Raw genomic sequence first — 21859 nt, 5'->3', positions numbered from 1 at the left:
GCGCCTGCGGCAACGCGTGAGCGACCGCGCGCGGCCGACGATGCGGAATCGCGCGATGGCCGGCTGGCAGTCTGGATTCAGGGGGAAGGAGGGAGGCGCTGCGTCGTCAGCGAAACGCGGGCGCCGACGCGAGCGCGCTCAGCACGACCGGCATCGCGAGCGCCGCGGCGACCGTCTGGAACGCGGTGATGCCGGCCATCAGCGGTGCATCGCCGCCGAGCTGGCGCGCCATGATGTAGGACGCCGACGACGTCGGCAGCGCCTGGAACAGCAGCGCGACCGTCAGCGCCGCATCGCCGAGCCCGAACAGCCGGCCGGCGGCGAGCGTGATGAGCGGCATCGCCATGAACTTGAATGCCGACGCGACACACACCGGCTGCAGCCACGCACGCGCCGCATCGAATCTCAGTGCCGCGCCCACGCACAGCAGGCCGAGCGGCATCGACGCGACGCCGAGCGCGCGCACGGCCGGCGCGACGGCCGCGGGGAACGAGACGCCGCCGGCCTGCATCGCGATCCCGAGCGCGCACGCGACGACGAGCGGATTCGACAGGATCTGGCGCGCGAGCGCCGCCGCGCCGAGCCGCGTGTCGCCGTAGCGCGCGAACACCAGCACGCACATCAGGTTGGCGGTCGGGACGATCGCCGCGACGCATACGGCCGCGAGCGCGATGCCTTTTGCGCCGAACAGGCCGGCCGCCAGCGCGGTGCCGACATAGTTGTTGAAGCGCACGGCGCCCTGGAATACCGACGTGAAGCCGGCGCCGTCGACCCGCACGAACCGGCGGACCAGCAGGAGAAGCGCCGCGGCGAGTGCGGTCGAACCGACCAGCGCGGCCGCGAGCGGTAAAACGGGCAGTGATTGCAGCCGTGCGTTCGCGAGACTGTCCGCGAACAGCGCGGGCAACAGCACGTAGTAGCACAGCCGCTCGGCCTGCGGCCAGAACGCATCGCCGATGAAGCCGGAGCGCCGCAGGCCGTGGCCGAACGCGACCAGCAGCGCAACCGGTGCCAGCGCGAGCAGGATCGGGCCGATCATCGACACGCCTTCACGCGAGCCGTGCGGGCGGTGCGGGCCGCCGCGAGCGGCTGGCACGCAAAACGGCGGAACGAGGCGGGAATCCATCCGGCGGGCACCATGGCGACACGCAATCGAAAGAGTGACGATGCCGCCAAGTTAACACGCGCAAGCAACAGGAATAATGGTTAATTATCGGGTGTTCAATGAGCAATTCTTATCGGTGACGCGGTGACTTCGGCGGCCAGCGCACGTGCGAAACGCTCGGCCGGACGCGACTGGTGTTCGAGCAGGACGACCGCGCGCCCCATCTGCGGCTGGCCGAACGGCAAGCGCGTGACGGGCGGCAGCCGCGCGAGCGTCGAATCGGGGAGCGCGACGATCGCCGCGCCGAGCCCTCGCGCGACCATGCGCGCGATCGTTTCCGCGCTGTCCAGCACCATCTCCTCGCGCACGCGCACGCCGATGCGGCGCAGCTCGGCGGCGATCATGCGCCCGGCCCATGCCTGCGCATCGAAGCGGATGAACGGCAGCGAATCGAGCAGCGTGACCGCGTCGCGTTCCGCATGGTCGGGCGGCGCGAGGAGCCAGAAGCGATCCTCGTACAGCGTGGTCCACGTCAGTTCCGCCGGATGCGGGCGCACGGGGCGCGTCGTGATCGCCGCATCGAGTTCGCCGGCCGCGACGCGGTTCGCGAGTTCGGCCGACATCCCGGCCGACACGTGCACGCGCAGCCGCGGGTGCGCCGCGCGCAGCGCGAGCAGCGCGTCGGGCAGCGGGCCGGACAGCGCGGTCTGGATCGCGCCGATCCGCAGGCGGCCGACCAGCTTCTTCTCGTCGCTGAGCGCGTCGGGAATCCGGTCGACCATTGCGAGCACCTGCTCGGCCTGGGCCAGCAGGATGTTGCCGGCCTCGGTGAGCACCGGCTGTCGGCGCGAGCGATCGAACAACTGCACGTTGTATTCGCTTTCGAGCGTCTTGATCTGCAGGCTCACCGCCGATTGCGTGAGGCCGATGGCTTCGCCGGCGCGTGCGAATGTACGGTGTCGGGCGATGGCGACCAGCGTTCTGAATGCGCGTAATGACATGGGTGAAGTCACATGAGGGGCGGGATGGACCGCGGACGACAGGCATGCGCAGGGTCCGCGCCCATCGTGCCCGCTCGGGTTGGATCGGGCAACCGGGAACCGGTACGGCAACGGCGGCCGAAGCGCGATCGCCGGCGCCTTACACCCACAGCCGGTACATCCAGAACGATTCGTCGTCGATGAAGCGTTGCGTGAATTCGCTCGGCGAGAACCCCGTGATGCGCTTGACCTCGCGGCTCAGGTGCGCCTGGTCGGCGAACCCTTCGTCCAGCGCCAGCGTGGCCCAGTTGAACGCGGCGCCGGCTTCGTACCGGTCGCGCGCCGCGAAGAACGCGCTTTCCGTCCTGACGAGCGTTTGCCATTCGCGCAGCGATCGGCCGCTGTAGGTCTTGATCCGCCGCTCGACCTGGCGCGGGCTGTGGGTATGCCGCCATTCGCGCGCCTGCAGCGCGAGGCGCTCGACCCAACTGCGTCCCGCATTGCGTAGCGACGACAGCGGCGTCGCGGGCCGTAACGCCTGCCAGCGACGTGCAAGATGACGTTCGATCGCCGCCAGCGCATCGGCATCGCGGTCCGCGCCGGCCAGCGCATCGAGCAGCGGGTGCCAGTCGTCGCCGAGGCACGCATGGGCGTCGAGCACGCGATCGTGGATGTCCGCGAGCGCGATGCCGAACAGCGCCCGCGCCGCATCGGCGGTGAAGCAGATCATGCCGATTCGTCCGCCCGTCGGCGCCCAGGCCACGGTGGGGGCCGAATGGCTGCCCGACAGCGTCACGGCGGCACCGAAGGGGCGCCACCGGGGCCCGTCGGCCGTGGGTTCGACGAAGCCCACGTCGAGATCCCGATACCACGACACGCACACGAGCGGCGTGGCCGGAAAATGCGAGAGCCGCTGCGCGTCGCTCAAGGCGACCCCGCGCGTATCGTGCAACACGATCGCGACCACCGCGCCCTGCAGGGCAGCCGGCGCGGGGTACAGCCGTCCACGCGGCGCTCGCCCGTCGCTCGGCGCGCGAGGGGCGCGCGCCAGCGGATCGGGGCACGACGGCGGGATCGATGACGGGTCGGAGAACATGACGCTGGAGTATAGGGAGCGGCCCGACGCGTGTCGATGTCGTTTGCGTTCAAGACCGCCGCCATGCCGGTGCGGACAATCCGGCCCATGAACACGCGATCCACATCCTCATGTCCATTCCATACGGGCGCTGCTGCTGCGGCGCCCGTGCTTCACCCGCCCGGCGTATGGCCGCCGGGGCCGCCTGCCGGCCTGACGGGTTGGGGGCTGCTGCGCGCGATGTCGCGCGACCTGCTCGGCACGCTGGCCGGCTGGCAGCGCGCATACGGTGACGTCGTGCACGTGCGCGTGTGGCCCGAGCATGCGGTGGTCGTGACCGATCCCGCGCTCGTGCGCGAACTCCTGGTCACGCATCACGATGCGCTCGGGCGCTGGGAGCGTGCCGTCCGCGTGTTTGCGGAGGTCCACGGCCATAGCGTGCTGATCGCCGAAGGCGACGCGTGGCGCGGCAAGCGGCAGGCGTTGCAGCCGAATTTCATGCCGAAGGCGGTGCAGACGTTCGTGCCGTCGATCGCGGCGACGGCCGGACATGCGCTCGCGCAGTGGCCCGCGCGCGATCCGGACTGGCCGATCGAAAGCGCGCTGACGTCGCTGGCGATGGACGTGATCATGCGCACGATGTTCTCCGACGCGATCGGCGACGACGCACGTGCGGCCGAGGAAGCCGTGCGCGCGGTGAGCGCGGCGGCCAACGCCGATTTTTACTGGCCCGCGAGCACGCCGGACTGGGTGCCGTGGAAGCGCGGCAAGGCACGGGCGATGGCCGTGCTGAACGGGCTGATCGACCGGCAACTGCATGCGCGTCTCGACCTGCCGGCGCGTGCGTGGCCCGACGATCTGCTGTCGCGTTTGTTGCGGCTGCATCGGGACGACGCGCGGCGATGGCCGTTGCAGGCCGTGCACGACGAATGCATGACCGCGTTCCTCGCGGGCCACGAGACGACGGCCGGCGCACTGACCTGGTGGGCGTGGTGCATGGCGACGAATCCGGCGGCGCAGGCCGCCGCGCGCGATGAAGTGTCGCGCGTGCTGGGCGGTTGCGCACCGTCGGCCGAGTCGCGAGCGTCGCTACGCTACCTGACGCACACGCTCGAGGAAACGCTGCGCCTGTATCCGTCGGCGCCGATGCTGATCAGCCGCCGCGCGTCGCGGCCGATCGTGCTGGGCCCGTGGCAGTTTCCCGCGCGGACGCTGTTCATGCTGCCGCTGCAACTCATGCAGCGCGATGCGCGATGGTTCGACGCGCCCGACGTGTTTCGCCCCGAGCGTTTTGCCGACGACGCGCCGGCCGCACCGCGCGGAACCTACATGCCGTTCGGCACGGGCCCGCGCGTGTGTCTCGGCCAGCATCTGGCGATGACGGAAATGACGGTCGTCGCGGCGATGATCCTGCAGCGCTACGCGTTGTCGGCGCCGCCCGGCAGGGTGCCGCCGCGGCCGGTGCTGAACGTGACGCTGCGGCCGGACCGGCCGCTGCATCTCGCGATCGCGCCGGCGGCGGATGGGCGTTCCATGTGATGCGGCCGGCGTGGCCGCGCGAGCGGGCCGCTGAGTCGACGACCGATATCGAACGCGACGGCAGGCTCGGCTGATTCGCGTGTCGCGAACGCTTGCCGTTCGCGACACGCAACGAAATCGAATCGTCGAAATGTGAATGTCTGCCGGCAACCGCCTTCGACGCCACTGGCGCGGCATCGCGCAGCACCTATGCTTGAAGGGCCCAGGCCGGGCGCAGCCCAAGGAGGATGGTCATGCGCATGCTTCTCAACATACGAATTCCTCACGAGCCGTTCAACACGCTGGTGCGCGACGGCAGCGTCGGCGACGTGATCGGGCGAATACTCGAAGCGGTCAAGCCGGAGGCCGTGTATTTCACTGAGCAGAACGGCGGGCGCGGGGCGGTCGTGATCGTCGACCTGAATGATCCGTCACAGATCCCGGCGCTCGCGGAGCCGTGGTTCCTGATGCTGAATGCGGACTGCGAGTTCCGCGTGGTGATGTTGCCGGACGATCTCAAGCACGCCGGGCTTGCACAGATCGGCGCGAAGTGGAAGTCGACATAGACGTTGCGGGAATCGGCGCAGGACGATGCCCCTGTTCGAGACCCGGGCAGGCGGCTTGGCGCGCCGTCGTTCGCATGCCGGCTATCGCGCAGGCTGCGACGGTTCGGCGTTCGCCGTTTTCCCGTCTTTCGGCCGCACCAGCAACAGCAGGCCGCTCAGTGCCGCAGCCGCGACGAACACGAAAAAGCACTGTTCGTTCCATTGGCGCAGGCTGTCGGACGCCACGCCGCCGTGACTCCCGGCCGAGGCGCCGGCCTCCAGCAGGAACGTGAAGATGGCCGGCACCGGCGCTGAACCGAGATAGGCCAGGAACGCGCACTGCAGCCGGCCGCGGGTCAGGATCGACCAGACGTGCTTGCCCATCAGGCAGGCGACCAGTACCGCCGGCGGGATGAGCACGATCGATGCGGCACTGATCGCGCACAGCAGCAGCCAGCCAAGTCCGATGATCGGAATGAGCGACATGAATCGGGGCTCCTGTTGTCGGGCAATCCTGTTGTCGACGGTGCGTCCGTATCGGCCTTACCGGATGACCGCGGCATGCGGCGTTTCACGGAGTGTGCCCGATTCCACGCCGGTTGCCCTCCGTCGGCACCGATGCCGTCATCCGGCCGCGTCTTCCCCCAGCGCCTGGATGAAGCGCGAAAACAGTTCGGGCTGCGACGAAATCCCGAGCTTCGCGTACAAATGCCGCCGGTGCACCTTCACCGTTTCGGGGGAGATCGCCAGCCGCTCGGCGATCGCCTTCGACGAATTGCCGCGCAGCACCATTCTCGCGATCGACATCTCGCGATCGGTCAGCACGCCCGCGCCGAAGCGGGCAAGCGCCTGCTCGACCCGTGCGCCGAGATCGGCATCGGGCGTCGCGCGCGCCGCGTCGCCCACCAGCCGCCAGTGCTGCCGGATCGCCGCGAGCACCCACGGCATCGCGGCCGTCAGCTTGCCGAGCGGCTCGACGTCGAACCGCGTGCCCGCACCGAGCGACAGCGACAGCAGCACGTCGGCGTTCGGCCGCACGAGGATCTGGATCTCGTCGTCGCCGACCGCATCGCGGAAGTAGCTCAGGAAATATTCGCTCTGCCGGAACAGGTCGGGCGCGACTTCCTCGAGCCGGTAGCAGCCGTCGGCGAGCCCGTCGTGCGCGGCCTGCAGGAACGGGTCGAGCAGATACAAGCCGTTCAGGTAGAGCGGCACCGGCGATGCGACATCGGTGCCGCCGGTGTCGTATTCGTCGAGCACGAGCGGCACGCCGTCGCGGCCGATCGCGGTCGCGAGCGCGTTGTCGAACGGCACCATTTCATTGAGCAGCAGCACCAGGAACCGCCAGAAGCGCGGCTGGCCGAGATGATCGATTGCGCGGCCGAGCGCCTGGTGCATCGCGATTTCGGAAAAGAGACGATCCATACCACCACCGGAAGGGCGTAACACGAAGGGGGAATAGCGGTCCTGAAATTGGCTTCCTAGACTGCCACGCAATCAATCGGGCCCGAGTATGGGCGTTCAAAAAAGAGTGGCAAAGGATTGGCCCAAGCACAGGAGAACGAAATGGCGATGATGTCGGAATCGACGGGCACGCTGCAAGCGGCGCCTGCAACGGAAGACGCGCCGCGCGCGCTGTCGCAGACGCTCAGCGTGCGCGATGCGGTGATGATCACCGTCTCGGGCGTGACGCCCGCGAGCTCGATCTTCGTGATCGCGCCGTTCGCGATCCAGCAGGCCGGCAGCGGCGCCGTGCTGTCGTTCCTGCTCGGCGGCGTGCTCGCGCTGGCGTTCGCGCTCTGCTATGCGGAGCTCAGCGCCGCGCACCGCAGCGCGGGCGGCGAGTACGTGATGGCCAAGCGCGTGTTCGGCACGCTGCCCGGCTACCTGACCTTCATCACGGTGCTGTCCGTCAGCGTGTTCATCCCCGCCGTGCTCGCGAGCGGCGCCGCGCCCTACCTGAACAACGCGCTCGGCACGCATTTCAGCAACCAGTCGGTCGCGCTGACGATCGTGCTGCTCAGCTACCTGCTCGGCATGCTGAACATCAAGACGAACGCGTGGATCACGGGCGCGTTTCTCGTCGTCGAGATCGGCGTGCTGATGCTGATCGCGGGCCTCGGCTTCGGTTCGCCGCATCGCGGCGCCGACGCGCTGATCGCGCCGGTCGTCGCGAGCGGCAACGCGCTCGTGCCGGCGACGCTGGCCGCGATCGTCCCGGCGATCGGCACCGCGATCTTCTGCTACAACGGCTTCGGCTCCGCCGCCTATCTCGCGGAAGACCTGCGCGGCGGCAACCGCAATGTCGCGAAGGCGGTGATCTACTCGCTGCTCGTGATCCTCGTCGTCGAACTGATTCCGCTCACCGCGATCGTGCTCGGTGCGCCGTCGCTGACGGAGCTGACGAAGAGCGCCGACCCGATCGGCTATGTCGTGCGTTCGCTGAGCAACCCGGCCGTGTCGCGCGTGGTCAGCGGCGGGATCTTCCTGTCGGTGTTCAACGCGATCATCGCGATCGTGATCACGATGGGCCGGCTGCTGTACAGCAGCGGCCGGCACGCGCTCTGGTCGCGCACCTGCAACCGCGCCTTCTCGACGATCCATCCGCGCTTCGAATCGCCGTGGCTCGCCACGATCGCGCTCGCGGTGCCGTCGGCGGGGCTCGTGTTCGTGTCGAGCCTCGACGAATTGACCGCGTTCACGGTCGACCTGCTGCTGCTGATCTATCTGGTCGTCGGGCTGGCCGCGCTCGCGAGCCGCTTCGTGCGTCGTGATGTCGAGCATCATTACCGGATGCCGTTGTGGCCCGTGACGCCGCTCGTCGCGGTAATCGGCGCCGCGTATACGCTCTACACCACGCTCGCAACGGCCACGAAGCCGACCGACCTGATCATCATCGCGGGGCTGCTGGTCGCCGCGCTCGTGATGTATGCGGTCTGGGCGCGCCACAGCGAAGCCTTCCGCGCGCTCTGAGCGCGGGATCGAAAGCTTGCCGTACCGAAACATCGAAACACTGAATCATCGAACTACTGAAAGACTGGAGGAATTGCATCATGCGCACGAGGGATCTCGGCATCCGCATCGGACTCGGCACGCCGGGCCGCTTCAACGCGATCACGGACGTTCCGGGCGTGCGGGTCGGACATTGCACGCTGAACGTCGAGAATGGCGACGCGTCGATCCGCACCGGCGTCACCGTCATCGAGCCGCGCGCGGGCGCGGCGCACGATTCGCCGTGCTTCGCGGGCGTGCACGTGCTGAACGGCAACGGCGACGCGACGGGGCTGGAATGGATCCGCGAGGCCGGCCTGCTGACCACGCCGATCGCCTATACGAACACGCACAGCGTCGGCGCGGTGCGCGATGCGCTCGTCGCGAACGAGCGCGAAGCGGCGGCCGGCCGCGTGTACTGGTGCATGCCGGTCGTGATGGAAACCTACGACGGGCTGCTGAACGACATCTGGGGCCAGCACGTGAGCGCCGCGCATGTGCAGCGCGCGCTGGCCGCCGCGCAGTCGGGGCCGGTTGCCGAAGGCGGCGTGGGCGGCGGCACGGGGATGATCTGCCACGAGTTCAAGGGCGGCATCGGCACCGCGTCGCGCGTGCTCGCGGCCGATGCGGGCGGCTGGACCGTCGGCGCGCTCGTGCAGGCGAACTACGGCGTGCGCGAGATGCTGCGTGTGGCGGGTTATCCGGTCGGCGAAGTGCTGCGGCACGTGCCGTCGCCGTTCCGCGCGCCAGGCGCGCAAGGCGAGGCAGGGATGGGGTCGATCGTCGTGACGATCGCAACCGACGCGCCGCTGCTGCCGCACCAGTGCACGCGTCTCGCCCAGCGCGCGAGCGTCGGGCTGGCGCGCGTCGGCGGCGGTACGGAAGATTCGAGCGGCGACATCTTCCTTGCGTTTGCAACCGGCAACGACGGCCTGCCGGCGGCGAACTACGGCAGCAAGGGCGCGCCGACCACCGGCGTGAAGATGGTCAACAACGACCATATTTCCGCGTTGTTCGTCGCGGCGGCGGAAGCGGTGGAGGAAGCGATCGTGAATGCGCTCGTCGCGGGCGGCGACGTCGAGTCGCGCGGGGCGCGGGTCGAAGGGCTGGGGCAGGCGCGCTTGCTGGATGCGTTGCGCGAGGTGGGCTGGCGGCCGGGGCGCGGCGCCTGAAACGGCATGCGCCGCTTCAATCGAAGCGGCGCGGAAGGGAGCGGCGATGCGGCGATCGGCCGGGCCGCGATCGGCCGGGCCGCCGCTCGCCCATGGATGCAACGCGGGCGGTGCGGGCCTGGCTGTGACGACGCGGCGTCATGCTCAGCTGCCGAAGTAGATGTTGCAGAAGCTGACGGGGCCGACACACGCGTTCGGGTCTTCCTGCTTCGATTGCGAACGATCGACGCGGCCGGCGGCCTTCACGGCTTCAGCGCGGTTCGCCGGTTGCTGTGCGACGTCTGCCGGTGCCGGCTGTGCGTGAGCAACAGTAGCGGTGAGCGACAGGGCAACGAGGGCGAGGTGCAGCGGCTTCATTTGGGTTTCTCCTGGGTGGGTGCCAGTCTCGCTGGCAGTGAGGACACTATAGGCTCGCACTGCTTAAAGATTAATCACCGCGGCTGTAGAGCTTATTTCCATCCGGAACAAGGATCCCGTTGCGCGCGCACCGATCGTCAATGGCGGTGCCGGTTGAACGGCGCATCCTTGTCGAGCAGCGCGCTGCGCATGAAGTGCAGGCAGCCGACGATGCGCTGCATCCGGTGCCGCTCGTCGGGCACCGCATACCATGCCTGCAGCGTGTGCTGCGCCGCGCGGATCGCCAGGTTCACCGATTTCAGCGTGCGCGCGTGGTGGCCGGGCGTCGGGTCGTCGAAGAAGCGCGGCAACTCGTGCAGCACCGCGTCGATCGAGCCGGTCCAGCGCAGCGTTTGCGGCGGTTTCGATGCGCAGAACCCGTTCAGTTCGTCGCGCAGGTCGATCACCGCGTGGCCGACCTCGAGCGTCGACAGCATCCAGCGCAGCGCGTCGCGATGCTGTCGCGTGCGCCGCACGAGCAGCGTGCGCAGTTGCGCCATCAGGTCGTGCGTGCTCGACTGGAAGCGCTGCGCGAGGCGCTCCGTCGGCCCTTCGCACGCCAGCGTGACCTGACGGCGCAGGTCGTGCGCGATGCGGCCCGTGAGCCATGGCATGTGGGTAGGAAAGACGACCGCGAACACGAGCGAGCACGCGAGCATCGCGACGACGATCGCCAGCCCGTTGTTGATCAGCAGCTCGGGCGTATAGGCGATCACGTTGTCGGGCCCCGCGAGCAGGCAGAAGAACACCGCGAAGCCGATCCCGTAGCCGGACAAGCCCGGCCGCATCGCGAGAAACGCGCCGAGGCCGAGCACCGGCGCGAGCGCGGCGCACAGCAGCGGGAACCCTTCGATGTTCGGATACACGTAGCACAGGTACACGTAGCCGACCGCGGTCGCGAACGCCGCGCCGACGCTCATCTGCGCGACGAACTTCGGCGCGCGCGGCGACGTCGAGCTGAGCGCGCACGCAATCGCGGTGGCGATCACGGCGAGCGGTCCGCTCGGCCATTCGGATGCGAGCCAGAATGCGCTCATCGCGCCGACGGCGACGATCGTGCGCAGGAACGCGAACCCGACGAAGAACGAATTGGTCTTCACCGCGTAGTGCGTGACCGAGCGCTCGAACGCGTGATCGTCCTGGTCGAGCGACGCATAGGTGTCGGCGTAGCCGAGATATTCGCCGATGAAGCGGTACAGCAGCTCGATTGCGGTATCGAAGTCGAGCAGGCCGCCGGCAGCGTGCGCCTCGATGGTTCGCCGCGATGCCCGCGCGGCTTTCGGCAACGCGCTGTGGAAGCGGCGCAGCTCGAGCAGTGCGTCGGCGGCCGGCGCGATGCCGCGCTGCTGCTCGTCGCGCAGCGCGGCGAAGCGTTGCGCAAGCGCATCGACGTGCGGCGCCAGCGCATCGAGCACCGCGTCGGAGCCATTGGCGCGCAATCGCTTGACGAGCTGGTGCAGCGCATGCAGCCGCGTGCACGCGTTCATGAACTCGCTGTTCAGCCGCGCGAGGCGACGGCTGCGCGCGCGAATGTGCGGATCCTCGAACGACGCGAACGCACGGTTGGCCTCGAAGCCGACGATGTCGTCGACAAAATCGGCGAAGCGTCGTTCGAAATCGCCGCGAGCGACGTCGCCCGCGAGCGCGCCGGCCGTGAACGCCGCGAACGTCGCGTGGCGGGTGCCCAGCGAACGCATCAGCGCCTTCGCGGAGCTGAGCGGCAGGATCAGCGCGCTGACCGCACCCGAGCACGCGATGCCGAGCGCGACTTCCGCGGCGCGCGTGAGCGCGGACTGGAACAGCGTCTGCGGGGTCATCACGGACGGCAGGCCGATCAGCGCGGCCGTATAGCCGGCCAGCACGAAGCCGTACCAGCGGAAGTGGCGGTTGCGCACCGCGAGCGCGATACAGGTGCCGATCCACAGCGTGATGCCGGCCATGTACAGCTCGGGCTGCTGCGCGAACAGACCGCCGAGCGCGAGCGCGGCGACGAGGCCGGCCGCCGTGCCGAGCACGCGGTAGAAGCTCTTCGCGAACACCATCCCCGACAGCGGCTGCATCAGCACGAACACGGTCGTCATCGCCGTGCGCGGCTGCGACATCTCCAGGCGCATCGCGATGCCCATTGCGAGGAGCGCCGCGAACACGGTTTTCGCGAGGTGCAGCCAGATCAGCCCGTCGCTCGCGGCCCAGTCGCGCGCCGCGTCGCCGAGTGGATCGAGCCAGGTTCTCCATCGTGCCGGTTCGATGGAAGGGCGCTCGATCGCAGGTTGTGGCTTCATGAAAAGAGGGGGCCGGTACGGGGCCGGCACGGTGCGCGGCGCATCCGAACGGGTCCGTTCGACTGTTGAGGCGCCGATTGTAGGAGTGCGGCGCCCGCGCATTAACGCAGCTTCGGGGAAACGATAGTTGCAGCCGGAGTAACAATCTGTCGCATCCCGTGGAGGAAAATAGCGGCTCCGCTACAGGTTGCTCACAGGAATGGATACCCTACAAAACATGCGGGTGTTTTCGCGCGTCGTCGAGACGGGCAGTTTCACCGCCGCCGCGCAATCGCTGAATTCGACGACGGGCGCGATGTCGCGCGCGGTGTCGGAACTCGAGGCGCGCCTGCGCACCCGTCTGATGAATCGTTCGACGCGCCGTCTCGCGCTCACGTCGGCCGGCGAAAGCTATCTGCGGCGCTGCCGCCAGATCCTCGCCGACGTCGACCGCGCGGAAGAAGAGGCAAGTTGCGCGCACGAACGGCCGGCCGGCGTGCTGCGCATGCACAGCTTCGCGAGCGTCGGCCATCACTATGTGTTGCCCGCGCTGACGCGCTATCACGCGCAGTTCCCGGACGTGTCGATCGAACTGTCGTTGTCGCAGCGCATGCCCGACCTGTTCGACGGCACGAGCGACATGGCCGTCGTGACCGCGTCGTCGCTGCCCGATTCGGAACTCGTGTCGCACCTGCTCGGCTCGACCTTCAGCATCCTGTGCGCGTCGCCCGATTACGTGAAACGCCATGGCGCACCGGCCCGTCCGCAGGATCTCGCGGCGCATGCGTGCCTGACGCTGTGCACGCCAGCGTTCCCGACGCACGAATGGGTGCTCGAAGGGCCGGAAGGCGTCGAGCAGATCCACGTCGCGGGGCCGGTGCAGACCAATACGGCCGAATCGCTTGCCCTTGCCATCCGCGACGGCATCGGGATCGGCATGCTGCCGCTGTACTCGGCGATCGACGCGCTGCGCGACGGCACGCTCGTCCGCGTGCTGCCCGCGCATATCCTGCAGAAGATGAACGTGTATGCGCTGTATCCGTCGCGCCGCTTCGTCGATGCGAAGGTGCGGACCTGGGTCGAGATGCTGCGGGCCCAGGTGCCGGGGATGATCGCGCGCGACGTCGAGATGCTGAACGCGATCGATCGCGAACCGCAGGCCGCCTGAGCGGCAGGCGCGTACCGGCGCATTGCCACGCTGCCGGCGTCTTCTCTTAAAGCCAATCAAGCGAACGCAACCGCGCCGCGCCTGCATGACATCGTTCATGCGGGCGCGGCGCTTCGTCATGCCGTTACAGCGCGGGCTTGGTAGCCACGCCCGATTCCGTCGCCGGTGCGCCGGCGTGACCGTAGGCGGCCTGCGCTGCCTTCTGTTCCGCGAGACGCTTTTCGTGGAGTCGTTCCTGCGCCGCCATGATGTCGTCCGGATAGTTGTTGATCTCGCCGCGCGCCGGGTTGTAGCCGACCGACTCGAGATCGATCAGCTCCTGCAGCACTTGCGCGCGCGTGACGGGCGACTGGGCCGACTGGGCGAAAGACAGGGCCGGTGCAACGAGCAGGACGGCAGCGGCGGCGGTAACGACGAGCGATTTCACGAGGTTCTCCTGGGGACGGGGTGGGCGGCCGGTTCGACGCGCGATGCGTGACCCCGACCTTTGCAGGCAGTCTACGCAGCGCCCCCGCGCGCAAAAACCCCGATTCCAGGCAGGCTGCCTTCCAGATGGCACAACATTGATCGACGCCGCCCGCGGCCGGCGAACCCGCGTGCGAACGCGGGTTCGTGGCCGGCGGGCGGCGACGCATCGCGCCGGTCAGAAGCGCGTGCGCATGCCGATCGTGCCGACGATCTGGTTCGCCGTGCTCGATGCGCCGCCCGAGCCGTTGATGAACGCCTGGTAGCCGCGGCCCGCTGCGTGCTGATACATCGCTTCCGCGTAGACGTCCGTGCGGCGCGACAGCTTGTAGACGGCCTGCAGGTCGACCTGGTGCCATTTCGGATCGGTGCCGTGCTTGCTGTCGGGGTTCGACACGCTGGCGTCCGTGTACACGTAGGCCGCGCCGAGGCTGACGGCCGGCGTCACCGCATAGCGCACGTTCACGTCGTAGTTGTTGAACGCGACCTGGCCGGTCGAGCCGAACGAGCCCGTGTTGTCGTACTGCGAACGCGTATAGACGAAGCCGACGGTGGCCGGGCCGAACCCGTAGCTGATGCCGCCGCCGTACGAACGCATGCGGTCCGAGCCGATCGACCAGCCGCCCTGGTTCAGGCTCTTCGCTTCGGCCGCATCGGTCGCGCCGGGGCTCGCGCTCGTCGAGCCCTTCGTGCCGTTCATCTGCAGGTACGCGCCGGCCAGCTTCAACGGGCCGTTCGTGTAGCTCGCCGCGACGCTGTACGCGCGGTTCGCGCCGAAGTTGGTCGCGTTCGAGAACGCGTACATCGCGCCGACCTTGAAGCCCGCATAGGTCTCGCTCGTGTACTTGACCGCGTTGTTGATGCGCAGCGAGTGGTTCAGGTTGTCGTTGTCGAACGGATGCGCGAAGCTCGCGTCGCCGAAATCGCCGGCCGTGGCCGACAGCGGCGCGACGAAGTCGACCATCGTGTCGTACTGGCGGCCGAGCGTCAGCGTGCCGAAGCCGCTCTGGCTCAGGCCGACGTACGCGTGGCGGCCGAACAGCTTGCCGTCCTGCCCGAGCCCGCCGTTGTTCACGTTGAAGCCGTTCTCGAGCACGAACAGCGCCTTCAGGCCGCCGCCGAGATCCTCGGTGCCGCGAAACCCGACGCGGCTGCCGTTGACGGTGCCGCTGTTCAGGCGCCACAGCGACGCGCCGTTGGCGTTGTTGGTGTAGACGATGCCGGCGTCGATCAGGCCGTACAGCGTGACCGAACTCTGTGCGTGAGCGAGCGGGGCGAACAGGGCGGCGGTGCATGCGCCGGCGATGAGGGTTTTTTTCAAGTCAGGGCTCCTGCGTGTGGGACTGGGAACGAAAGTTCGGCGCAAGTGTAGGGGCGCATCGCGCGCGCAAGGCCACCGGGGCGGCGAGCGCACCTTTCCGGATCCCGCAAGAGTCCTTCACAAAACTGACACGATGTGCCGCGCGCGCGTGACGCCGGCGGTTTTTGCGTGATCGTGTGCGGGCGGCATCCGTTCATCGAGGCGCGCCTGTCGCGTCGTTGCAACATGCGCGCCGTGCGGTACGGCGGTTGATCGGCGCGTCCGGCGAATCTCGTCGTGCTTGATGCGGACAGCGACGACGAAGCGGTGCGGCGACAGGCCAAGGCCACGCTGTCGATCTGTCAACGGATGGCGATCCTGCGGTGCGAACCTGAGCGCGTCATATATCCGGATTGAGGTGAACGGCGGGCGATTTGGGCCCGTCAGACGCCATGTATTCACAAAATGCATCAGTCGATTCGAAAAATACGTTTGTCTCATGATGGGGCGCCGGCCTACGATGCGGTCCTGACGGCGGCGTGCATGTTGCGCGCCGTCTTTTCGATTCCATTCGCCGATCCCATGCGCCCCGATCTCCCATCCGCCCCCGCATCCTCCTCGCCGGCCGCCAGCCCGTTCGCGCGCGTGGCCGTCGTCGCGATCCTGACCGGCGTCGGCGCGGGCCTCGGCGGCATGCTGCTCGCACTGCTGCTGCATGCGATCCAGCACGTCGCGTACGGCTACAGCGTCGCGCACGTGATCGGCCCCGAGAGCTTCCTCACCGGCGTGACCGGCGCCGATCCGCTGCGCCGCCTCGCGGTGCTGGTCGTCTGCGGGATCGTCGCCGGCGGCGGCTGGTGGGCGTTGTACCGGTATGGCCGGCCGCTCGTCAGCATTCGCCGCGCAGTGCGTGCAGCCGATCCGCGGATGCCGGTCGTCAGCACGACGGTTCACGCGCTGCTGCAGATCGTCACCGTCGCGCTCGGCTCGCCGCTCGGCCGCGAAGTCGCGCCGCGCGAGATCGGTTCGCTGCTTGCCGGGCGGTTTGCGCACGCGGCGGGGCTCACGCCCGACGACTGCCGGCTGATGGTCGCGTGCGGTGCCGGTGCGGGGCTCGCGGCCGTCTATAACGTGCCGCTCGGCGGGGCGATCTTCGTGCTCGAAGTGCTGCTCGGCACGTTCGAACTGCGTGCGCTGGTCGTGGCGGTCGCGACGTCGGCGATCGCCGCGGCCGTTGCGTGGATCGGCCTCGGCAACGAGCACCAGTACACGGTGCCGCCGTTCGTGCTGAGCACGCCGCTGGTGGCGTGGTCGATCGTCTGCGGTCCGCTGTTCGGCCTTGCCGCTTACGGCTTCGTGCGGCTCACCACACGTGCCCGGGCGAACGCGCCGAAAGACGGGCGGTTGCCGGTGCTCGCACTGATCAACTTCGCGATGATCGGCGTGCTCGCGATGGGGTTTCCGTCATTGCTCGGCAACGGCAAGGGCCCGGCGTCGCTGGGCTTCGACGGCACGTTGACGATCGGCCTCGCCGCGGCGCTGCTCGTGCTGAAGGTGCTGATCGAGGCCGGCAGCCTGCGGGCGGGTGCGGAAGGGGGGCTGCTGACACCGGGCCTCGCGAACGGTGCGCTGCTCGGCGTCGTGCTCGGCGGGTTGTGGAGCCTTGTATGGCCGGGCGCGTCGATCGGCGGATGCGCACTGATCGGTGCGACCGCGTTTCTCGCCGCGTCGATGCAGATGCCGATCACGGCGGTCGTGCTGCTGCTCGAATTCACGCGCGCGGATCACGACAGCCTCGTGCCGATGCTGCTTGCGGTGGCCGGCTCGCTCGTTGCGTACCGGTTCGCGCAGCGGCTGGCGGAGCGGCGGGCGAATCCGGTTGCAACCATGAGCACACCTGCGACCGCCGTGCGCTGACGCACACGCTTCCGTCCTTTTCACCGGCGGTGCCGATCGCACCGCCGGTCGCTGTTTTCCTCTCCCGTTTCCCCATCCGCGCCAGCACGCGATCGTAGCCGCGTGCTCCAAAGCGCGTGCGCCGGTTCTGTGCAAGAATCCGCGCGTTTCCGCGCCTCAACCAACAACGACACGCGCGGACGTCCCTATCAGGAAACGAGGAGCTCAAGTTGATACAGCGCATTTCCCAATTCTTCACGCAGGTGGTCCACCGCGTGTTGCCCGACCCGTTGATTTTCGCGATCCTGCTGACGATCGTCACGTTCGCGCTCGCGTTCGGCCTCACGCCGAATACGCCCGTGCAACTCACGACGATGTGGGGTTCGGGTTTCTGGAACCTGCTCGCGTTCTCGATGCAAATGGTCATGATCCTCGTCACCGGTCACGCACTTGCGAGTTCGCCGCCCGTGAAGCGCATGCTCGTCGCGCTCGCGAGCACCGCGCGCACGCCGGGGCAGGGCGTGATGCTCGTTGCGTTCGTCGGCGCGCTCGCGTGCGCGATCAACTGGGGCTTCGGCCTCGTGCTCGGCGCGATGCTCGCGCGCGAAGTGGCGCGCCGTGTCGCCGGCAGCGATTACCGGCTGCTCGTTGCGTCCGCCTACATGGGCTTCCTGAGCTGGCACGGCGGCTTGTCGGGCTCGGTCCCGCTCGTCGCGGCCACGAAGGGCAATCCGATGGAGAAGACCATCGGGCTGATTCCCGTGTCGGAGACGATCTTCACCGGCTACAACGCGTTCATCACGATCGGCCTGATCGTGATGCTGCCGTTCCTCGCGCGCATGATGATGCCGAAGCCGGGTGACGTCGTCAGCGTCGATCCGGCGCTGCTGGCCGAACCGCCGAGCGTCGAGCGCCAGCTCGGGCCCGATGCGACGTTTGCGGAACGGCTGGAGGAAAGCCGCCTGCTGTCGGTTTTCGTCGCGGCGCTGTGTGCGGCGTTCCTCGTGCTGAAATTCGTGCAGAAGGGCTTCGCGCTCGACATCGACACCGTGAACCTCGCGTTCCTCGCAGCCGGCATCCTGCTGCACCGTACGCCGATGGCCTATGCACGCGCAGTGGCCGGCGCGGCGCGCGGCGCATCGGGGATCATGATTCAGTTTCCGTTTTACGCGGGCATCCAGGCGCTGATGGATCACTCGGGGCTCGCGGGCGTGATCACGAAGTGGTTCGTCGATATCGCGAACGTGCACACGTTCCCGCTGCTCGCGTTCCTGAGCTCGGCCGTGATCAATTTCGCGGTGCCGTCCGGCGGCGGTCACTGGGTCGTGCAGGGCCCGTTCGTGATGCCGGCGGCCCAGGCGCTCGGCGCGGATCTCGGCAAGGCCGCGATGGCGATTGCGTACGGCGAGGCCTGGACCAACATGGCGCAGCCGTTCTGGGCGCTGCCCGCGCTGGCGATCGCCGGGCTCGGCGTGCGCGACATCATGGGGTATTGCGTGACGACGCTGCTGTTCTCGGGCGTCGTGTTCGTCGCGGGGATGTATCTGTTCTGACAGGGCGACGCGAGAGACGGGCGGCGTACACGTCCGCCTCTCGCGATCCCGAATCCGGCCGGCCGTCAGCCGTGCGACCGCGCGTCCGGCCGCTCGTGTCCGTGCCGCAACGCGAGGCTGGCGAACGCCGCGATGACGAGCGCGGCCGCCAGCAGCGTCAACCCGTTCTTCGCATTGCCGGTTGCCTGCTCGATCGCACCGACGACGGTCGGTCCGACGAAACCGCCGAGCAACCCGCACGTATTCACTAGTCCGAGTCCGCCGGCCAGTGCGTTACCGGCGAGCCGCGACGCGGGAAACGTGAAGACGATCGACTGAACGACGAAGAACATGAATGCGGCCACGCACACGCACAGGAGCCCCGCGGCAGGCGACGCATGCGCGGCGCCGACCATCCCGGCCGCCATCACGACCAGCCCCGCACACAGCATCCGGCGCGAATGCCGCGACTCGCGCGCAAAGCGCGGCAGCGTGGCGGCGCCGCACGCGGCGGCGAGCCAGGGCAGCGCGGTCAACAACCCGACCGCGAACGGCGAGAAGCGTCCCGATGCGCCGATGATGCCCGGCAGGAAGAAAATCACCGTGTAGATGGTCAACTGGTGGCAGAAGTACACGAAGATCGCGAGCCAGATCTGCGGATCGCGCAGCGCGGCGCCGAACGCATGGCCGCCGTGCGCGCCGGCGCCCGCATTCTGCTCGGCGGCCAGCGTGCGTTCGAGTGCACGCCCGGTTTCCGGGGAGAGCCACGGCGCGGTGCTCGGACGATCCGGCAGCCGTGTCCACACGACGAATGCGAGCAGGATCGCCGGAATGCCTTCGACGACGAACAGCCATTGCCAGCCGTGGAAGCCGAGCGTGCCGTCGAGCTCGATCAGCGCGCCGGCCAGCGGCCCGCCGACGATGTTTGCGATGCACACGCCCAGCAGGAAATAGCCGGTTGCGCGCGCACGCTCCTCGCGGCCGAACCAGTACGTCAGGTACAGCATCACGCCGGGAAACAGGCCGGCTTCGGCGGCCCCGAGCAGCAGGCGCATCACGTAGAACGACGTCTCGCCGCTGACGAATGCCATCGCGACCGACAGTGCACCCCACGTGATCATGATCCGCGTGATCCAGAAGCGCGCGCCGACGCGATGCATGATCAGGTTGCTCGGAATTTCGAAGAGCGCATAGGTCAGGAAGAACAGCCCCGCGCCGAGTCCGTACGCGGCCGACGAAATGCCGAGATCGACCCCCATCGAATGTTTGGCGAACGCGATGTTGGTGCGGTCGAGGAAGCTGATCACATACGCGGCGATCAGCAGCGGCAGGAGTTTGCGGAACAGCAGCCGGTTCAGCGACGCGCTCGCGTCGCCGGCGGCGGAAGACAGGGCCTGGGCCTGATGAGTGGACATGCGGACGACTCCGGTAAGGGCGAACCGGCGCGCACGGCAAGCACGGTGCGCCGCGTTCGGCAGATGCCGCTGCGATGCATGCAGCGGATGGGCAGACGACGGAGCCGCGCCGGCAGCGCTCGAACGGAGCGGGGCGATAATGGGCGTCCTGGCGCCGGCCGGCTCGGGCCGGCGCCTTGTCACTGCGCTTGCGGATTCTGGTGTTGGGGCGCTACCCGGCGATCAGAAATTCACCGCGTCGCCGCCCTTGAGTGCGAGCATCGTGCGCGCCTCGGCCGGTGTCGCGATCTCGAGCGACAGGCCTTCAAGCACCTGTCGCATTTTCAGGACCTGCGCGGCGCTCGATTCCGCGAGCTTGCCCGGCGCGATCCACAGCGAATCCTCGAGCCCGACACGCACGTTCGCGCCCTGGGCCGCCCCGATCGTCGCCAGCGGAATCTGGTTGCGGCCTGCGCCGAGGATCGACCACACGTAATCGTTGCCGAACAGGCGGTCGGCCGTGCGGCGCATGTGCATCAGGTCTTCCGGGTGTGCGCCGATCCCGCCGAGCAGGCCGAACACACTTTGCACGAAGAACGGCGGCTTCGCGAGCCCGCGGTCGACAAAATGCGCAAGGTTGTACAGGTGCGAGATGTCGTAGCACTCGAATTCGAAGCGCGTGCCGTTCGCCCCGCAGCGCGTGAGGATCGTTTCGATATCGGCGAATGTGTTCTTGAACACGAGGTCGCGGCTCTTCTCGAGATGTTCGCGTTCCCACGGATGCCTCAGCTCGCGAAAGCGCTCGAGCATCGGGTACAGCCCGAAGTTCATCGAGCCCATGTTCAGCGATGCGACTTCGGGCTGGAAATGCAGCGCGGGCTGGAGGCGTTCGTCGACCGTCATGTGCGGGCTGCCGCCCGACGTGAGGTTGATCACCGCGTCGGTTTGCGCCTTGATGCGCGGCAGGAATTCGGCGAACACGGCCGGATCCTGGGTCGGCTTGCCGTCGGACGGATTGCGTGCGTGGAGATGCAGGATCGCTGCGCCGGCCTCGGCGGCCGCGACGGCGGCCGTTTCGATCTCGTGCGGCGTGACGGGCAGGTACGGCGACATCGACGGCGTATGGATCGCGCCGGTCGGCGCACAGGTGATGATGACTTTGCGAGCGTTGGCCACGGATGGATTCCTTTCGGTGAACGATGCAGGGTGCGTCAGAGCACTTCGACGTTGCCGCAGACGGAGATCGCCTGCCCGGTGATGCCATGCCCGCCCGGCGAGCACAGGAACAGCGCGGTCGCGGCGATCTCGGCCGGGTCGGTCATGCGCCGCAGCGAGATCTTCTCGAGATAGCGCGTCTCCATTTCGTCGTAACCGATGCCGAGCTGCTGCGCACGGGCCTGGATCACGCGGCGCATCCGCGGGCCGCGCACGATGCCGGGTTGAATGGCGTTCACGCGAATGCCGAGCGGGCCGAGTTCGATCGCGAGGCTCTTCACGAGGCCGACCACGGCCCATTTGGTTGCCGCATACGGCGTGCGGAACGCGTAACCGAGCCGGCCAGCGACCGACGACAGCGCGATGATCGCGCCGCCGTGTTTCGCGTCGCGCAGCAGCGGCACCGCGCGGCGCGCGAACTGGAATTGCGCGGTCAGGTTGATCGCGACGGTTTGTTCCCACTGCACCGGGTCGATTTCGTCGATGCCGCCGGTCGGACCGGCGATGCCGGCATTGTTGACGAGCACGTCGAGGCCGCCGAGCGTGGCCGATACGTCGGCGAACACGCGTTCGACGGCGGCCGGATCGGATACGTCGGCCAGCGTCGCGCTGATCGCGCCGGCTCCGGCGCGCGGCGGCCGGTCGGCGAGCGCTGCAATCGCGGCTTGTGACGCGTCGCATACATGCACGTGTGCGCCGCATTCGGCGAAGGCGTCCGCGATTTCAAGACCGATGCCCGATGCGCCGCCCGTCACGAGGACGCGCAGGCCGTCAAAGGGTTTCAGCAGGTCGGAAGCTGTCATACCGGGTTGTCTCCATCGTTGATGTAGTCGGATCGCGGACGCT

General features: G+C 68.3%; 19 protein-coding genes and 1 pseudogene. 8 read left to right on the top strand and 12 right to left on the bottom strand.

The window, feature by feature from the left end; all coding sequences use genetic code 11:
- Positions 1 to 106: 106 nt before the first annotated feature.
- The 3 genes from CFB43_RS25250 to CFB43_RS25240 all read right to left on the bottom strand — a co-directional run bounded on the left by CFB43_RS25250 (position 107) and on the right by CFB43_RS25240 (position 3181).
- Positions 107 to 1039 (bottom strand): AEC family transporter, encoded by a 933-nt coding sequence (locus tag CFB43_RS25250; protein WP_218828071.1) that lies wholly within the window; start codon positions 1037 to 1039, stop codon positions 107 to 109.
- A 182-nt stretch (positions 1040 to 1221) separates the two neighbouring features.
- Positions 1222 to 2106: a LysR substrate-binding domain-containing protein gene (locus tag CFB43_RS25245; RefSeq protein WP_089497038.1), complete on the bottom strand. Its 885-nt coding sequence runs from the start codon at positions 2104 to 2106 to the stop codon at positions 1222 to 1224.
- 139 nt (positions 2107 to 2245) lie between these two features.
- Positions 2246 to 3181, bottom strand: coding sequence for a helix-turn-helix transcriptional regulator (locus tag CFB43_RS25240; protein WP_089497037.1), 936 nt, complete (start codon positions 3179 to 3181; stop codon positions 2246 to 2248).
- 87 nt (positions 3182 to 3268) lie between these two features.
- Between CFB43_RS25240 and CFB43_RS25235 the strand changes: the two genes are divergently transcribed.
- Together CFB43_RS25235 and CFB43_RS25230 are read left to right on the top strand one after the other, a co-directional pair.
- The gene (locus CFB43_RS25235) at positions 3269 to 4699 is read left to right on the top strand and encodes a cytochrome P450 (RefSeq protein ID WP_089498135.1); all 1431 of its coding nucleotides are present in this window, start codon (positions 3269 to 3271) and stop codon (positions 4697 to 4699) included.
- 233 nt (positions 4700 to 4932) lie between these two features.
- Positions 4933 to 5244, top strand: a complete 312-nt coding sequence (locus CFB43_RS25230) for a panthothenate synthetase (protein WP_089474805.1) — start codon at positions 4933 to 4935, stop codon at positions 5242 to 5244.
- A gap of 81 nt (positions 5245 to 5325) precedes the next feature.
- Here the strand turns inward: CFB43_RS25230 and CFB43_RS25225 are convergent, their stop codons facing one another.
- The gene (locus tag CFB43_RS25225) at positions 5326 to 5709 is read right to left on the bottom strand and encodes a hypothetical protein (RefSeq protein ID WP_089497036.1); all 384 of its coding nucleotides are present in this window, start codon (positions 5707 to 5709) and stop codon (positions 5326 to 5328) included.
- Positions 5710 to 5847: 138 nt separating this feature from the next.
- A complete protein-coding gene (locus tag CFB43_RS25220) occupies positions 5848 to 6648 on the bottom strand; it encodes a helix-turn-helix transcriptional regulator (protein ID WP_089497035.1) in 801 nt (266 codons plus the stop codon).
- Between the two features lie 141 nt (positions 6649 to 6789).
- Between CFB43_RS25220 and CFB43_RS25215 the strand changes: the two genes are divergently transcribed.
- Together CFB43_RS25215 and CFB43_RS25210 are read left to right on the top strand one after the other, a co-directional pair.
- The gene (locus CFB43_RS25215; protein WP_089497034.1) at positions 6790 to 8196 is read left to right on the top strand and encodes an APC family permease; all 1407 of its coding nucleotides are present in this window, start codon (positions 6790 to 6792) and stop codon (positions 8194 to 8196) included.
- An 80-nt stretch (positions 8197 to 8276) separates the two neighbouring features.
- Positions 8277 to 9386, top strand: a complete 1110-nt coding sequence (locus CFB43_RS25210; RefSeq protein WP_089497033.1) for a DmpA family aminopeptidase — start codon at positions 8277 to 8279, stop codon at positions 9384 to 9386.
- A 144-nt stretch (positions 9387 to 9530) separates the two neighbouring features.
- Here CFB43_RS25210 and CFB43_RS25205 read toward each other — a convergent pair whose 3' ends face one another.
- Positions 9531 to 9743, bottom strand: coding sequence for a hypothetical protein (locus CFB43_RS25205; protein ID WP_089497032.1), 213 nt, complete (start codon positions 9741 to 9743; stop codon positions 9531 to 9533).
- Between the two features lie 137 nt (positions 9744 to 9880).
- Positions 9881 to 12064: an FUSC family protein gene (locus tag CFB43_RS25200; protein WP_089497031.1), complete on the bottom strand. Its 2184-nt coding sequence runs from the start codon at positions 12062 to 12064 to the stop codon at positions 9881 to 9883.
- A 199-nt stretch (positions 12065 to 12263) separates the two neighbouring features.
- On the opposite strand from CFB43_RS25200, the gene CFB43_RS25195 reads away from it, so the two are divergent.
- A complete protein-coding gene (locus tag CFB43_RS25195; RefSeq protein WP_027791525.1) occupies positions 12264 to 13211 on the top strand; it encodes a LysR family transcriptional regulator in 948 nt (315 codons plus the stop codon).
- 124 nt (positions 13212 to 13335) lie between these two features.
- Here the strand turns inward: CFB43_RS25195 and CFB43_RS25190 are convergent, their stop codons facing one another.
- Together CFB43_RS25190 and CFB43_RS25185 are read right to left on the bottom strand one after the other, a co-directional pair.
- Complete coding sequence (locus CFB43_RS25190; RefSeq protein ID WP_089497030.1) at positions 13336 to 13638, bottom strand: DUF4148 domain-containing protein; 303 nt, start codon at positions 13636 to 13638, stop codon at positions 13336 to 13338.
- A gap of 216 nt (positions 13639 to 13854) precedes the next feature.
- Positions 13855 to 14997, bottom strand: coding sequence for a porin (locus CFB43_RS25185; RefSeq protein ID WP_089497029.1), 1143 nt, complete (start codon positions 14995 to 14997; stop codon positions 13855 to 13857).
- A 258-nt stretch (positions 14998 to 15255) separates the two neighbouring features.
- Between CFB43_RS25185 and CFB43_RS38925 the strand changes: the two are divergent.
- The 3 genes and pseudogenes from CFB43_RS38925 to CFB43_RS25175 all read left to right on the top strand — a co-directional run.
- Positions 15256 to 15393, top strand: a pseudogene (locus tag CFB43_RS38925) (cytosine deaminase); the annotation flags it as partial.
- Between the two features lie 165 nt (positions 15394 to 15558).
- Complete coding sequence (locus CFB43_RS25180; RefSeq protein ID WP_089498134.1) at positions 15559 to 16893, top strand: chloride channel protein; 1335 nt, start codon at positions 15559 to 15561, stop codon at positions 16891 to 16893.
- 209 nt (positions 16894 to 17102) lie between these two features.
- A complete protein-coding gene (locus CFB43_RS25175) occupies positions 17103 to 18425 on the top strand; it encodes a TIGR00366 family protein (RefSeq protein WP_039367294.1) in 1323 nt (440 codons plus the stop codon).
- A 65-nt stretch (positions 18426 to 18490) separates the two neighbouring features.
- Here the strand turns inward: CFB43_RS25175 and CFB43_RS25170 are convergent, their stop codons facing one another.
- The 3 genes from CFB43_RS25170 to CFB43_RS25160 form a co-directional block, all read right to left on the bottom strand.
- Entirely contained in the window at positions 18491 to 19819 is a 1329-nt protein-coding gene (locus CFB43_RS25170) for an MFS transporter (protein ID WP_089497028.1), read from the bottom strand.
- Between the two features lie 222 nt (positions 19820 to 20041).
- Positions 20042 to 20974, bottom strand: coding sequence for a 3-keto-5-aminohexanoate cleavage protein (locus CFB43_RS25165; protein ID WP_089497027.1), 933 nt, complete (start codon positions 20972 to 20974; stop codon positions 20042 to 20044).
- A 35-nt stretch (positions 20975 to 21009) separates the two neighbouring features.
- Entirely contained in the window at positions 21010 to 21816 is an 807-nt protein-coding gene (locus CFB43_RS25160; RefSeq protein ID WP_089497026.1) for an SDR family oxidoreductase, read from the bottom strand.
- Positions 21817 to 21859 lie beyond the last annotated feature (43 nt).

The sequence above is a fragment of the Burkholderia sp. AU15512 genome (assembly GCF_002223325.1).
Classification (GTDB): domain Bacteria; phylum Pseudomonadota; class Gammaproteobacteria; order Burkholderiales; family Burkholderiaceae; genus Burkholderia.
Note: the sequence above shows the minus strand (reverse complement) of the source record. Positions and strands in the feature narration are given on the sequence as shown.